Source organism: Paraburkholderia sp. RL17-373-BIF-A, assembly GCF_046030175.1.
Classification (GTDB): Bacteria; Pseudomonadota; Gammaproteobacteria; order Burkholderiales; family Burkholderiaceae; genus Paraburkholderia.
This window is the reverse complement of sequence record NZ_JARESO010000010.1, coordinates 50,649-64,154: the sequence shown is the minus strand read 5'-3', so window position 1 is coordinate 64,154 and position 13,506 is coordinate 50,649. Positions and strand designations below refer to the sequence as shown.

Annotated in this window: 12 protein-coding genes; 2 read left to right on the top strand and 10 right to left on the bottom strand. The window is 62.6% G+C overall.

The features are described from left to right. Nucleotides 1-21 precede the first annotated feature (21 nt). The 4 genes from P0D80_RS14720 to P0D80_RS14705 all read right to left on the bottom strand — a co-directional run bounded on the left by P0D80_RS14720 (nucleotide 22) and on the right by P0D80_RS14705 (nucleotide 4,604). Nucleotides 22-1,353 (bottom strand): MFS transporter, encoded by a 1,332-nt coding sequence (locus P0D80_RS14720; protein ID WP_132383445.1) that lies wholly within the window; start codon nucleotides 1,351-1,353, stop codon nucleotides 22-24. 60 nt (nucleotides 1,354-1,413) lie between these two features. Next, nucleotides 1,414-2,367, bottom strand: a complete 954-nt coding sequence (locus P0D80_RS14715) for a hydroxymethylglutaryl-CoA lyase (protein ID WP_408177611.1) — start codon at nucleotides 2,365-2,367, stop codon at nucleotides 1,414-1,416. Continuing rightward, on the bottom strand, nucleotides 2,364-3,557 hold the full coding sequence (locus P0D80_RS14710; protein WP_132383442.1) for a CaiB/BaiF CoA transferase family protein: 1,194 nt from the start codon (nucleotides 3,555-3,557) through the stop codon (nucleotides 2,364-2,366). The genes P0D80_RS14715 and P0D80_RS14710 overlap by 4 nt, the downstream gene beginning before the upstream one ends. Nucleotides 3,558-3,668: 111 nt before the next feature. Further along, nucleotides 3,669-4,604 carry a LysR family transcriptional regulator gene (locus P0D80_RS14705; RefSeq protein ID WP_132383440.1) on the bottom strand — a complete coding sequence of 312 codons (936 nt, stop codon included), beginning with the start codon at nucleotides 4,602-4,604 and terminating at the stop codon, nucleotides 3,669-3,671. 104 nt (nucleotides 4,605-4,708) lie between these two features. Here P0D80_RS14705 and P0D80_RS14700 point away from each other — a divergent pair, with 104 nt between their 5' ends. Both P0D80_RS14700 and P0D80_RS14695 read left to right on the top strand, forming a co-directional pair. Beyond that, on the top strand, nucleotides 4,709-5,668 hold the full coding sequence (locus P0D80_RS14700; protein WP_408284784.1) for a GlxA family transcriptional regulator: 960 nt from the start codon (nucleotides 4,709-4,711) through the stop codon (nucleotides 5,666-5,668). 98 nt (nucleotides 5,669-5,766) lie between these two features. Further along, nucleotides 5,767-6,525 carry an SDR family oxidoreductase gene (locus tag P0D80_RS14695; protein ID WP_408284780.1) on the top strand — a complete coding sequence of 253 codons (759 nt, stop codon included), beginning with the start codon at nucleotides 5,767-5,769 and terminating at the stop codon, nucleotides 6,523-6,525. Between the two features lie 67 nt (nucleotides 6,526-6,592). On the opposite strand, the gene P0D80_RS14690 is transcribed toward P0D80_RS14695, so the two are convergent. The 6 genes from P0D80_RS14690 to P0D80_RS14665 all read right to left on the bottom strand — a co-directional run bounded on the left by P0D80_RS14690 (nucleotide 6,593) and on the right by P0D80_RS14665 (nucleotide 13,313). Next, nucleotides 6,593-7,339, bottom strand: a complete 747-nt coding sequence (locus P0D80_RS14690) for a winged helix-turn-helix domain-containing protein (protein ID WP_132383435.1) — start codon at nucleotides 7,337-7,339, stop codon at nucleotides 6,593-6,595. An 869-nt stretch (nucleotides 7,340-8,208) separates the two neighbouring features. Then, nucleotides 8,209-8,574 (bottom strand): response regulator, encoded by a 366-nt coding sequence (locus P0D80_RS14685; RefSeq protein WP_007178665.1) that lies wholly within the window; start codon nucleotides 8,572-8,574, stop codon nucleotides 8,209-8,211. A gap of 20 nt (nucleotides 8,575-8,594) precedes the next feature. Then, a complete protein-coding gene (locus tag P0D80_RS14680; RefSeq protein ID WP_408284776.1) occupies nucleotides 8,595-9,566 on the bottom strand; it encodes a chemotaxis protein CheX in 972 nt (323 codons plus the stop codon). 37 nt (nucleotides 9,567-9,603) lie between these two features. Further along, entirely contained in the window at nucleotides 9,604-10,146 is a 543-nt protein-coding gene (locus P0D80_RS14675) for a hypothetical protein (RefSeq protein WP_408284773.1), read from the bottom strand. Further along, entirely contained in the window at nucleotides 10,143-10,877 is a 735-nt protein-coding gene (locus tag P0D80_RS14670; protein WP_408284770.1) for a methyl-accepting chemotaxis protein, read from the bottom strand. The genes P0D80_RS14675 and P0D80_RS14670 overlap by 4 nt, the downstream gene beginning before the upstream one ends. Before the next feature lie 45 nt (nucleotides 10,878-10,922). After that, a complete protein-coding gene (locus P0D80_RS14665; RefSeq protein ID WP_408284767.1) occupies nucleotides 10,923-13,313 on the bottom strand; it encodes a HAMP domain-containing protein in 2,391 nt (796 codons plus the stop codon). Nucleotides 13,314-13,506: the final 193 nt, after the last annotated feature.

Here is a 13,506-nt window from a genome sequence, read left to right as displayed (position 1 = left end):
CCGATCGCGTCAGGTCAGCCTTTACCGCGCGGCTTCCTTGCGTCGCAATGAGTCAGGCAATCCGTACAACACGATCAGCGCGCACACCAGGCTCATCGCGCCGATCACGTACAAGGCCGGCGTCGTACTACCGGTCAGGTCTCGCACGCGCCCCACCATGATCGGGCTCACAATGCCGCCGAGCTGCCCGAGCGTATTGATCAAGGCGATCCCACCGGCGGCGCCGGCGCCCGTGACGAGCTTCGGCGGCAACGCCCAGAACGCCGGAATCGAAGCGACCACGCCCGCGCCCATCACAGCCAGCGCGACGACCAGCAACGCCGTCTGCTTGTCGAAGAACCCCGCTGCAAAGAAGCCGATCGCCGACATCACCAGCAAGCCGAACACGAACTTGCGCCGTTCGCCGCTCGCATCGGACAAGCGCCCGACCACTACCATGCAGATTGCGCCGGCAATATAAGGCACCGCCGTCAACAAACCGATCACCGTCGGGTTGTTCGTGCCCGCCACGTGGATCAGATGCGGCGCCCAGAAATTCAAGCCGTACGACGCCACCTGAATCAGGAAATACACCAGCCCAAGCGTGAGAAAGCCCGGCGTTCTGATGGCACCCATCAACGAATGCCCGGTGTCCGGATGACGGCTCTGCTGCGCAATCTGCCCGGACAGAAAGGACTTTTCTGCCGGCGACAGCCAACCCGCGTCTTCGATACGATCCTTCAGCAGCTTCAGCACCAGATAGCCGAGCACGATGCACGGCAACCCGCCGAGCAGAAACAGCCAGTGCCAGCCAGGCATGCCCAGCACGCCGTTCATGTGTCCGATCACGAGCCCCGCGAGCGGCGCGCCGACCAGGCCGGAAAACGCGGACGCGAGAAACAGCATCGACGTGATACGCCCGCGATAGCTCGGCGGAAACCACAGCGTCAGGTAGTACAGCACGCCCGGCGCGAAGCCCGCTTCCATTGCGCCGATCACGAAACGCAACCCGTAGAACTGCCACTCGTTGTTGACGAACACCATTGCGGCCGTCGCCAGTCCCCACGAGATCATGATCCGCGCGATCCAGCGCCGCGCGCCGACCTTGTACAGAAACAGATTGCTCGGGACTTCGAACAGCACGTAACCGATCACGAACAGGCTCGCACCGAGACCGTATGCGGTATCGGACAAGCCGAGGTCGCTCTGCAACTGGAACTTCGCGAAGCTGATGTTGATGCGGTCAAAAAATGCAAACAGATAGCAGATCATGATCAGCGGCATCAACCGCCACGCCACTTTGCGGATGATGGCCGAAGCATCGTTCGCGCTGTGCTCGCGGTTGCCGGTTGCGACTGCGCCCAGGTCACTCATGTTCGTCTCCAATGCCGGATTCGGCGAAGCCGTCCGGTCGTTTAATCGATTAGGGGAGGGTTAGATTTGTAGAACGTATTCGGGTACGGGGTGCAGGTCGCAGTTACGACCCGCCTTTGCCAGTTGCCCCGGCACGTCGTGGCCGAGCAACGCGGGCAAGCTGCGCGACAGCGCGATCAGCTTTTCCAGATCGATCCCGGTGGGAATGCCCATTTCGTCGCACATGTTCACGAGGTCTTCTGTGCAGATGTTGCCGGACGCGCCCGGTGCGAACGGGCAGCCGCCGAGGCCGCCCAACGCGGCGTCGAAGCGGCGCGCGCCGGCTTCGTATGCCGCCAGCACATTCGCAAGACCCAGCCCGCGCGTGTTGTGAAAGTGCAGCGTGAGTGCGGCGGCCGGCAGTCGTTCGAGCACGCGCGTGACCAGTCGCGTCACCTGCCGCGGGTTCGCCATGCCGGTCGTGTCGGCGAGCGTGATGCCCTCGATCCCCATCTCGCGATACGTATCGACAATGCTGATCACGCGGTCTTCGTCGATCTTGCCTTCGAACGGACAGCCGAACGTGGTCGCCACCGACGCGTTCAACGGCACGCCCGAGCCCTTCACGTGCTGCACGATATCGCCGAACGCCACCAGCGACGACTCGCAGCTCATCCGCATGTTGGCGCGGTTGTGCGTCTGACTCGCGGACATCACCAGGTTCAGTTCATCCGCTCGCGAAGCCAGCGCGCGTTCGGCGCCCTTCAGATTCGGAATCAGCGCGACGTAAATCACGCCCGGTTGCCGCTCGATCTGCTGGAACACGGCCTCGCCGTCACGCAGCGCGGGAATCGCTTTCGGTGAAACGAACGAGCCGGCCTCGATGCGCGTGAAGCCCGCAGTGGATAGCGCGTTGATCAGCGCGATCTTGTCCGGCGTGTCGACCCAGGTGGGTTCGATCTGCAAGCCGTCGCGCGGCGCCACTTCCTGCACGATCAGTTTGTCGTAGTGCGGGGTGTTCAAAACGCGATTCATTGCACGGCTCCTTCGCGGCGGAGCCGCTCGATATCTTCGTTGGCGAATCCGAGTTCGCTGAGCACGCTGCCGGTATGCTCGCCGAGCGTCGGCCCTTGCCAGCGCACTTCGCCAGGCGTGTCCGAGAGCTTCGGCACGATGCCCGGCATCTTCACCGACGCGCCGCCCGGCAGTTGCGCCTGCAATAACATGTCGCGCGCCTGGTAGTGCGGATCGGCGACGATGTCGGCCACCGAATAGATGCGCCCAGACGGCACTTCAGCGCGTTCGAGCGCCGCCAGCACGTCGTCGGTGGAGTGGTGCGAGGTCCATTCGGTGATCGCCTGATCGAGCATTGCGCAGTGTTGAACGCGGCCGTCGTTACGCGCCAAGGCGGGATCGTCGGCGAGATCGGGACGGCCGATCACCTGCATCAGGCGTTTGAAAATCGGATCGCTGTTGCCGGCGATCACGACGAAGCCTTCGTCTTCGGTGCGATACGTGTTCGACGGCGCGATGCCCGGCAGCGCGCCGCCGCTGCGCTCACGCACGTGGCCGAGCAGATCGTATTCGGGCACGAGGCTTTCCATCAGGTTGAACACGCTCTCGACCAGCGAGACATCGACCACCTGGCCTTCGCCCTGCCCCGTCTTCACGCGCAGCAGCGACATCAACGCGCCGATCACGCCATGCAGCGACGCGAGCGAATCGCCGAGACTCACGCCGACGCGCGCCGGCGCGCCGTCCACATCACCGGTCGTGTAACGGATGCCGCCCATCGCTTCGCCGATCGCGCCGAAGCCCGGCCGATCGCGGTATGGGCCGCTCTGGCCGTAGCCAGAGATGCGGACCATCGTCAGTTTCGGATTGATTGCGTGCAGCACGTCCCAGCCGAGGCCGAGCTTTTCCAGCGCGCCGGGGCGAAGGTTTTCGATCACGACATCGGCGTCGGCCGCGAGCCGTTTGACGATCTCGACACCGTCCGCCGACTTCAGATTCACGCAGATGGACTTCTTGTTGCGCGACTGCAGATACCACCAGAGCGAGGTGCCCTCATGCAGCTTGCGCCATTTGCGAAGGGGATCGCCGGTCTCGGGCGCTTCGATCTTGATGACGTCGGCGCCGAACTCGGCCATGAGGCGCGCGGCAAACGGCGCGGCGATGAGGGTTCCGATCTCGATGACGCGGATACCCTGAAGGGGTCCACCCATAATGCTGTCTCCGAAGCTGGTTTCGTGTTGAGAGACAGCTTATGAGCGGCGCGGCTGCGGCGTCCAACCGCAATTCGCCAACGACCGTTCGCGAACGGCGAACGCTCTTCGTCAAGCAGTGGTGGGCGGGGCTTCCGAGGCTTCGATCGAGCGTAGATGGTCGAACAGCAGGCGGCTCACCGGCGACAATGCGTCGACGTCGCGCACCACCAGCACGAGGCTGCGTTCCGACCAGTCGTCTTCGAGCGGTGCGCCGACGAGACCCAGCGGACGGCCCATGAGTTGATACACCTTCAGCGGCAACACGCCGACGCCCATGCCGGCCTGCACCATCCGGCAGACCGCGTCGAAGCCGGGCACGTGGATGCGCAGCCGCAGCGGCTTGCCCGCCTGACGCGCGGCGAGATGCGTGCGGGCATTGATGGAACTCGCGGCGTGCAGGCCAACGTGATCGCCGTCCAGCGTTTCGACGAAGGCGACGCTTTCGCGCGCCGCCAACGGATGATCGTCGCGCATCACGAGGACCAGTGAATCGCGCCGGTAGTGTTCGACGTGCAGGTCGCGCGTGTCGGCGTCGCCGGAACAGATGCCGACGTCGACGAGGCTGTCGTCGACGGCTTCGACCACGCCGCCGCTCGGCCGCTCTTCCAGATCGAGCTTGACGCGCTCATGCTGCAACTGGAACGCGCGCAAATCTTCCGGCAGGAATTCGACGATCGCCGACAGGTTCGCCATCATGCGCACATAGCCGCGCACGCCGCTCGCATGACCGGCCAGTTCGATGCCGATATTCTCGATGTCGCGCATCACGCGGCGCGCGTGATGCAGCAGCGTTTCGCCTGCCGGCGTGAGCGTCATGCCGCGCGCGTTGCGCTGGAACAGCGTGGCGCCGACCGCCTGTTCGAGTTCGAGCAGACGCTTGCTCGCGGCGGAGACGGCGATCGCCTCGCGCTCGGCGGCACGCGTGAGGGTGCCTTCTTCGTAAACCGCGAGGAAGAGTTGCAGCGTGGTGAGGTCGAGCCTTCGGAGAAGGTTTTTGATTACCATGGCGAGACGCCGCGTTGTTGTGCGATCCGCCTATTCTGACGCCAGATGCAGAAAATAGGTGCCGTGCCTCGCGGATCCCGTCCCTCGTCAAAGGAAGTCTTCCGATGCCCACCGTCGCGATCGCGATCTTTCCCGGCGTGCAGGCGCTCGACGTCGCCGGTCCCGTCGACGTGTTTTCCGAAGCCAACCGCTTCATCGCGCCCGCGGATGCCTACGAGGTGAGGTTGCTCAGCGCCCAAGCCGCACCGCTGCGAGCATCCAACGGCATGATGCTGGTCGCCGACGCTACCTTCGACAAGGCACGCGGTCCGTTCGATCTTGCGTTGGTCGCGGGCGGCCCCGAGCTGCCGGACACCACGCCTGATGCGCCCCTGCTGGACTGGCTGGCGAACGTCGCTCCCCAGTGCGGCCGCTACGGTTCGATCTGCACCGGCGCGTTCGCGCTCGGTCACGCGGGCCTGCTCGACGACCGCAACGTCACGACGCATTGGCAGCACGCAGCGCAACTGGCGGCACAATTTCCAAAGGCGCGCGTCGACTTCGACCGCATCTATCTGCGCGATGGGCAACTCGTCACATCGGCCGGCGTGACTGCAGGCATCGATCTTTCGCTCGCTTTAGTCGCCGAGGATCACGGTCCGCACACGGCGCTTGCCGTCGCCAAACGTCTGGTGGTGTTCGCGCAGCGGCAAGGCGGCCAGTCGCAATTCAGCCCCTACCTGACCGCGCCCGCCGACGACACCTCGCCAGTCGCCAAAGTCCAGGCGCACGTCATGGAACGGATTCGCGAGAGCTTCACGGTGAAGCAACTGGCGGACGTCGCGGGCATGAGCGCACGCAACTTCGCGCGCGTGTTCGTGCAGGAGACCGGCGTGACGCCGCATGAATTCGTCGAGCGCGCCCGCGTGGATGCGGCGCGCAAGCTGCTCGAAAGCAGCGGCGCGGCGCTCAAGGCGATTGCGTACGACTGCGGCTTCGGCACGGCGGACCGCATGCGCATTGTCTTCGCCAAGCGAATCGGCGCGACGCCGATGCAGTATCGCGAGCGCTTTCGCTCGGCTTGAAGTGAAGCGCACGCGCTCGCAGTGAGGGCCGCCGCACGCGGAAAAATGTCGCGTGAGAAAATAGCGGCCTTTCCAAGCCAACGATCTCAAGGACCGACATGACCACTTCTTCCCCGATCCGTGCGATCGTCACCGGCCACACGCGCGGTCTGGGCGAGGCGCTCGCCGAACAACTTCTGGCTCGTGGGATCGCGGTGCTGGGCTTGTCCCGCTCGCGTCATGCCGCGCTCAAAGCGCGCTTCCCGACGCTGCTCGAAGAAATCGAACTGGAACTGGCCGACACCGCACGCGTCGCGCAATGGATCGCGAGCGATGCGCTGCGTGGCTTCGTCAGCGGCGCGCAAACGGTTCTGTTGATCAACAACGCGGGGATGGTGCAGCCCATCGGCCCGATTGAAGGACAAGACGCGACATCCATCGCGACCGCCGTGAGCCTCAACGTCGCCACGCCGTTGATGCTGGCCAGCGCGCTCGCCGCGGCCGCCGTCGACGCAACCGACCGGCGCATCGTGCACATTTCCAGCGGCGCGGCGCGCAATGCGTATCCCGGCTGGAGCATCTACTGCGCGACGAAGGCCGCGCTCGATCATCACGCGCGCGCCGTTACACTCGACGCCAACCGTGCGTTGCGTATCTGCAGTCTGGCGCCCGGTGTGATCGATACGAATATGCAGGCGGAGATTCGCGGCAGCGGCGTCGAACAGTTCCCCATGCGCGAAAGATTCGAAGACCTCAAGCGCAACGGCCAACTGTCGACGCCCGAACAATGCGCCACCCAGTTGCTCGATTACGCATTGAGCGATGCATTCGGCCAAACGCCGCTCGCGGACATTCGCGAGATCGCGAAGCCGGCTTAATGCGTTGATAACGGGGCGCATCGAGCGCTCCCGAAAACCCTCACCTTTCGCCTGACTCCCCGCCGATTTACACGCCGGGCGCGACCATCACATCGCGCTCGGCCGCACCGAGTTCGCCGTGCGGCACGAACACATAGCCGCGTCCCCACACCGTTTGCACATAGCGCGGCTCCGAGGGATCGATTTCGATCAGCCGACGCAGCCGCCAGATCGACACGTCCAGGCTGCGCCCTTGATGCAACACGCTATTGCCGCGCAGTTTCTCGTTGAGTTGCACGCGCGTGAGCACGGTCATCGCGTGATTGACGAAGATCTTGAGCAACGCGAACTCCGAACTGCGCAACGCGAAGTGCTCGTTGTCGCGGCGCAATTCGCGCGCGGAGAAGTTCAGCTCGCAGCGGCCGAAGCGATACGGCGGCCGGGTCTCCGGCGCGCCGGGCGCGAGCGAGCCGCGCCGTCGCAGCAACACGCGAATGCGCGCAAGCAGTTCGGCCGGGTCGGCGGGCTTGCTCATGAAGTCGTCGGCGCCGAGTTCGAGACCGATCACGCGATCAATCGCTTTGCTGCTTGCCGATAGCAGAATCACGGGCACGTCGTTGCCGCTCATGCGCAAGTCACGCAACACGGCGAGGCCGTCGCCGTGCGGCGCCGAGATGTCGAGCACCAGCAACGAAGGCCGCTCCATCTCGACCACATGCTTGAGCCCGGCAGCAGGCGGACGTGCTGACACGCCGCAGCCCTGACCGCGCAATGATTCGCCCACCACGGCAGTCAAGCCGGCGTCGGCACCCACGAAAAGAATATGCTGACTCATCCAACTGATTCCAGGAGACGATCGTTTTTCAGAGACAGGCATCTGGCATGCGGATATAGCCGATCCGCGCACCCTGTCGTCCGCGTCGCCATCTTCCCCGCATGCGGCTGTTCTCAAAACGCGGAACAGCCCCCTAGGTTGCCAATTTCTTCCCAACTCTTTCAACGCGAAACGTGATATGAGTCCGCGCGTGTGGCGCACCGTACCATTCGCGGGCCAGCTCCCGAAAAACCTCACCTTTGACACGGAGCGCTTGGGGTTCGAGACGAGGCAGGCGTCGAATTGCTCCCGAAAACCCTCACCTTTCGAGCTTGGGGGCAGGCCGCAAAGGCATGCTGGGCGTGGTTCGACTGCTCCAGAACAGGCCACTCCCGCAAACTCTCACCTTTAAAGCCGATGGAGTAATTTGCATACCCAGGTAAGCAGCCGTGTACGTGCAGGGCTTTGCACGTAATGGAGATGCGCGATTCGCGCGGGGATGGGTGTTGTGATCGAAGTATGCTGGCCAGCGACACCATCGTGCTGAAACGAAGCACCGTGGTGAGTGCCGATAGAATTTGCCGCTCACCGTTTTCGATCCGAGGCTCAATGAGGCTTTATGAGCAGAAAAAGCGGCATGGTCAGCGCATGCCGCAATAAACCAGGCTTTGTGGCGAGTCTTGTGCGAATACCCGGATGGTCCCGAATAGTCTCACCTTTGATCAAGCGGAGGCATCCGGAAGCATCGCCTCGATCACTGCGCCAGCCGGTTTACTAGCGTTTTTCCCGTATTTCGACAGTCGCCGCGACTGCGAAACAGACTCAAACACCGGCCTGCGCGAAGCTCCCGAAAAACCTCACCTTTGCGCTCGCTTGCAGCGAACAAGCGCTTAGCTCGCCAGTTTGCGGAACGTTTCCAGCACCGCGTCGCCCTTGAACGGCTTGACGATCCAGCCTTTCACGCCGGCCGCCTTGCCGCGCTCCTTCATTGCCGGGCTGCTCTCGGTTGTGAGCATGATGACGTTGACGGTCTTGTTGGCGAGCTCGCCGCGAATCTTCTCGACCATCGTCAGACCGTCCATATTCGGCATGTTGACGTCGCTGATCACCAGCTTGATACCAGGACTGGCCTTCAGCTTGGCGAGGCCGTCCTTGCCGTCCACAGCTGTGTCGACGTCCAGACCGTTCTTCTTCAGAAAGCCGGCCACTTCGTCGCGCACCGTGCTCGAGTCATCCACCACCAGAATTTTCGACATGTTTTTTCCTATGACAACACTCAGAACAGATCCAGTTCGCCTGCCTCGACCATTGCGCCGACGTCGTCCGTGACTTCCTTGAAGTCTTCCGGCGACCAGCTCAGGCTGAACACAAAACGTTGATGCAACTTGACCGCACGGCTCGACTGCGGATCCTTCAGCCAGTACGTGAAGCACAGTTGCGGATTGCCGCTGCCGAACGAGATGTACTTGTGCTTGTGATTCACCAGCAGCGGCACCTGCACCTGGCTGCGCGCCCACGCGTCCGCATCGCCGACATAGCGGTTTTTGAAGGAACCCCAGATCAGATTCGTCACTTCGCCGAGCACGCTGTTCAGGTCGCGGAAATCCGCTTCGCCATGCCGCGCGTTGTCGATCATCTGATAACGATCGAGCAGTTCGAGGATCGGCGTCTCTTCGGCCTGCATCATCATGTAGCCGCGGCACCAGGCGCTTTCCAGCGGAATCAGGCTGAACACCTCGCCGAAGATGATGCGGTCGCGCACGATATACGGCGTGTCGCACGTGATGGTCAGGTCCTTGAACACGTCGCCGAGAATGGCCTGCGTCATGTCGGCGATGCCGCGCACTAGTGCGTTCGGATAATCCAGGCTGAAGATGTAGTCGTCGATCACCTGGCGCAGCGGCGCCATATCGTGCGCGACGTACGCGGCGCAGACCACGCGCCGCAGGCTCTCCGGCAAGCCGTCCATGCCTGGGTCGTTATCCCGGCGCATGATGATCGGCAACTCGGGGTGCACCGCGTTGATCCTGATCGCGATCTCGGCGCTCGCTTCCGGCGAGCCGCCGTAACTCTCGGCGAACAGCACCGCGCCCAGATCGATATTCGAGCGCAGCACCGACTGCAAGCGGTTCTTGCCGACTTTCACGCCGACCAGATTGTTCTCGTCGCAAAAGCGCTTCAGCGCCTCTTTGTGCGCCGGGCAGTCGTCCAGCACCAGCACTTTGCTGACCGGCTTGTTCATGTTCATGTCGCGTTCCTGCTCACAGCGGCTATCCATTTCACGGTCAGAACAACTCCAGCTCGCCGCTGGTTTCTTCGACAACGCTCGTATCGGCGACGAAGTCGAGCGGCGCATGCGCGCACACGCACACCGTCGCGGCAAGCCGCACGCTGCCGTCGAGCGTGATCGCATACGACGACAACAGAGCCGGCTTCAATTCATGCAGATGCGGCAGGCAACGCGCGTTCAGCACATAAGGCGTCGACATGCCGAGGTCGGGGAAGTAGCGCAGCAATTCCTGATTCATCGCCCCGCAACACAGGTTGCAGATTTCCAGAAAGACTTCCTGGAAGGGCCGCTCGTCCGCCGTGTCTTTCAGGTAGTAGCCGCGTGTGGTGTCGTCTTCGTCGAAATGAAGAATTAGCAGCAGTCTGAATACGATCGACGAAATGGTCAGCACGACCACTTGTGTATCTTTGGATACGCCGACGCTGGCGTCCGCTATCGGCGCGATCTCGCACAGCTCGCCTGAATCCAGCGGCAAACGCGCCTGCGCGGCCTTGCGGAAAATGCGGTCGAAGCTGTCCTTGGCGTGGGCCGAGATCACACCGCCACCTCGTGCAGCTTCGAATGAAACTGATGGGCCAGCGACTCGACGCTCGCGAGCGATGCCGCGATCATCTTGCCGCCCGCCTGAATGTCCTGAAACGTGGACGTCGTGGTCAGGTCGTTGCGGTGCAAACTGTCGCGATAGCTCTTCGACAATTCCTCGGAACGCGCGGCGAGCGCGCGCACTTCGCTCGCCACCACCGCGAAGCCGCGTCCGGCAGGCCCCGCGCGTGCAGCTTCGATCGACGCGTTCAGCGACACGATCACCACGTGCCGCACAATCGACGACAGCTCCTGATTCTTCGCGTGCATGTCGTGGTTTTGCGTCATCAGCGAAATCATCTGTTCGTGCCAGCGCTCGAACGTCGCACCGAGACTCTTCAGACGCTCGGCTTCGCCGGCAATCTGCCGTGCCTGATGCGCCAGTTGATCTTTGTCCTCGGCGGCCGCTTTCAATGAGGCGCGCAGTTCGTCGGCGCTTGCCGATTGCTGCATCAAGTCCTCGCGCAACTGCGTGGTCAAAGCGAGGAGTTCCTGCTCGGCCTGCTCTCGCGCGCGAATGGCTGCGCCATGATCGGCCCGCTCAGCCTCGAGCCTGGAGATGCTGGCTTGCGCTTCAGCGCGAAGCCGTGCCGTCAGCTTCGCGCTGTGCAGCTTGTGCGCGGCAAATGCCAGCAGCGCGGTCACCGCGCTGCCTGCAGCCATCGCCAATACATACTGTTGAATCACAACCGTTCCCTTCGAATTCCGTCGCGACGTACGCCGATGCGGCGCTCAATCCGCCATCGCGTCGAGTTGCAGTGCGCCGGCTTCGCCACGCGCTTCCAAGCCGAGCGTATCGACGGCGAGGCTGTCCGGTAGACAGACGATCGTCTGGAACTGACGGAACGCCGCGCCCTTGTGATCGTCGGTGAAGCGCAGTTCGATGCTGCCGTTCGCGCGCTTGAGGAAGTCGCGCACGGCGTCCATACCGACACCGCGGCCCGACAACTCCGTGACCGTTTCCGCGGTCGAGAAGCCTGGCCGGAAAATGAAATCGGCGATGGCTTCGTCGCTCAGCGTGTCGTCGCGGCCGATCCAGCCGCGCTCCATCGCGATGCCGCGAATGCGTTCGAGCGCGAGGCCGCGGCCGTCGTCGCTGAGCGTGATCTGCAGCGCGCCATTGTCCACGCCGACTTCGACAGCGATCGTGCCGGCTGGCGCTTTGCCGTGGGCGCTGCGCGCCTCGGCGGTTTCAATGCCGTGGTCCATCGAATTGCGCAACAGATGCATGAATACGTTGTTCAGCGTGCCGCCGACCTGACCACGCAGACGGTAGCCGTTGTCGTCGATACGCACGGTCGGCGCGGGCTTGCCCAATTCGCTCGCGAGCGACGGCAGCGAGTCCAGCACGCCGGAGAGCGCGTCGCGCACACTTTCGCTGCCCAGCGCGCTCAGCGTGCGGCGCAGCGCATCACGCATCGACTGAAGCTCATGCAGTTCGCCGGCGTTGGTCTGGTCCAGCATGCTCAGCGTGTGCTGGATATGTTCCTTCGCAACCATCACGTAGTGGCCGGAGTTGCCGGCGTCATTCGTCTGGTTCTTGTTCTTGCGGCCAAGGCTCTGTTCGTTGATCTTCGCGTAGCTGTCGATAGCTTCGCGCACGCGCGTCAGTTCGCGCATCAAATGCTCCTGATCCCACGAACGATCCGCGTCCGGTTGGCGCAGCTCGTGATAGCTCTGCTCGGTTTCGTGCACGACGTTGGTCAGATGCTGCAGGTTGTAGGTCCGCGCATTGCCCTTGATGGTGTGCATGTTGCGGAACAGTTCGGCAATCGCCGCGTGATCCGCCTCCGAATGCTTGCGGATGATCCGCTCGTTCTCGCTGATGAAGCCCGCCGAGCTTTCGATGAAGTGGTGGAACTTCTCCTCGCTGACCGCGAGAATTTCACCGATCATGTCGAGGCGGCGGCGTTGTTCGCTGGCTTCCGCCGCGAGCTTGCGCAATTCGGTCACGTCACGCACGCAGAGCATCAGGCGCACAATCACGTCGTTTTCATCGGTAATCGCCGACCAGCTCAAGTCGAGAATCTTCACGCGGCCGTCAGGCATGCGTTTGGAAATCTCGCCGACCAGCAGATGCTGATTGAACACGAAGTTGATGCAGTCTTCGCCAAGACACGCATGCGCGGCTGCATCTACTTGCGAGAGCGCGTCCGAACCGAGATCGGTATCCGCGAACACCAGATCCATCAAACCGCGCCCGGCGATATCCTTCGTTTCGAAGATGTCTTCCAGATACGCCGAATACTCCGTGTGAATCACCGCGCCGTCGATCACGGTCAGAATGCCTTGCTGCATGTTCTGCAACATCGCCTGAATGTCGGCGGTTTTCTGCTTGAGTTGCGCCGAGCTTTCCTGAATTTTCTCGATCATGCCGTTGAAGGCGACGATCGAATGGCCGATCTCATCCAGGCGGCCCACCGGCACACGCCGCGTAAAGTCCTGGTTCGAGGCGATCTCGCTCATCATCGCTTGCATGCGGCTGAGCGGGCGCGTGATCTGACGGTAGAGCAGCGAGCCGATGGAGGTCAGCAGAATGATCGCGATGCCCGTGACAACGGCGATTGCCGTGGTCGTGGTCGAGAGCGTGGTGTTCAGCGTGCTGATCGCCTCGTCTTTCTCGCGATTCTTCTCGACGCGCAAGGTCTCGACGATCCCTTCGAGTTCGTCGCGATACTGCGCGACATTAGCGAACAGATACGCCTGCGCGAGTTCGTTCTTACCGTCGGCCTTCATTTTGGCCGTCTCGGCGATCGCGGAGAAATAGTTTTCGAGGCTGTCGTTGGCCTGCGAGACGAGACCCTTCTGGGCGTGGCTCGCGGCATCTTTCGCTTGCAAGGCGAGCGCCTGTTGCAGCGAGGCCCGCTTCTTCGTCAGGTCGTCCTGCGCCTGGGCAACCATGTTGGCGTCGGGCGCGTAGACCAGCGTCATGGTGGCGAGCTGCACATCCTTGACTTGCGACACGAGGTCGGCGGAAGCGAGCGCGCTGGGCACGACGCCTTCCGTGACCTTGCGCACCTCGGCGGCGCTGCCGCGCGTCTGGTAGACGGCGTAGCCGCCGATCGCCGATAAGGCGACGAACATCAAAACAACCAATAGCGTGATGCGATGACGAATAGTCATGTGAACCCCCCGGGGTCTGGCCTTCGCGTCAGCCCTCGTTGGGAGCAGCGCGTTTTATGCGAAATTTGGTCTGACTTGCAGCGCTGCGGAGTATTGCGCACGCATGTTACTAAGCGATGACCGCAGACTTTTAGAGCGCATTCAACGCGTTAAATATATTGCTAAAGTTTCCGAATAAAACGCCGTTAATCAA

What these genes read in the sequence shown, in the direction of transcription:
- P0D80_RS14680 (WP_408284776.1), bottom strand. Translation starts at nt 9,566, where the DNA reads ATGAACATGAACAAGCCGGTCAGCAAAGTGCTGGTGCTGGACGACTGC.
- P0D80_RS14710 (WP_132383442.1), bottom strand. Translation starts at nt 3,557, where the DNA reads ATGGGTGGACCCCTTCAGGGTATCCGCGTCATCGAGATCGGAACCCTC.
- P0D80_RS14695 (WP_408284780.1), top strand. Translation starts at nt 5,767, where the DNA reads ATGACCACTTCTTCCCCGATCCGTGCGATCGTCACCGGCCACACGCGC.
- P0D80_RS14715 (WP_408177611.1), bottom strand. Translation starts at nt 2,367, where the DNA reads ATGAATCGCGTTTTGAACACCCCGCACTACGACAAACTGATCGTGCAG.
- P0D80_RS14700 (WP_408284784.1), top strand. Translation starts at nt 4,709, where the DNA reads ATGCCCACCGTCGCGATCGCGATCTTTCCCGGCGTGCAGGCGCTCGAC.
- P0D80_RS14690 (WP_132383435.1), bottom strand. Translation starts at nt 7,339, where the DNA reads ATGAGTCAGCATATTCTTTTCGTGGGTGCCGACGCCGGCTTGACTGCC.
- P0D80_RS14665 (WP_408284767.1), bottom strand. Translation starts at nt 13,313, where the DNA reads ATGACTATTCGTCATCGCATCACGCTATTGGTTGTTTTGATGTTCGTC.
- P0D80_RS14705 (WP_132383440.1), bottom strand. Translation starts at nt 4,604, where the DNA reads ATGGTAATCAAAAACCTTCTCCGAAGGCTCGACCTCACCACGCTGCAA.
- P0D80_RS14720 (WP_132383445.1), bottom strand. Translation starts at nt 1,353, where the DNA reads ATGAGTGACCTGGGCGCAGTCGCAACCGGCAACCGCGAGCACAGCGCG.
- P0D80_RS14685 (WP_007178665.1), bottom strand. Translation starts at nt 8,574, where the DNA reads ATGTCGAAAATTCTGGTGGTGGATGACTCGAGCACGGTGCGCGACGAA.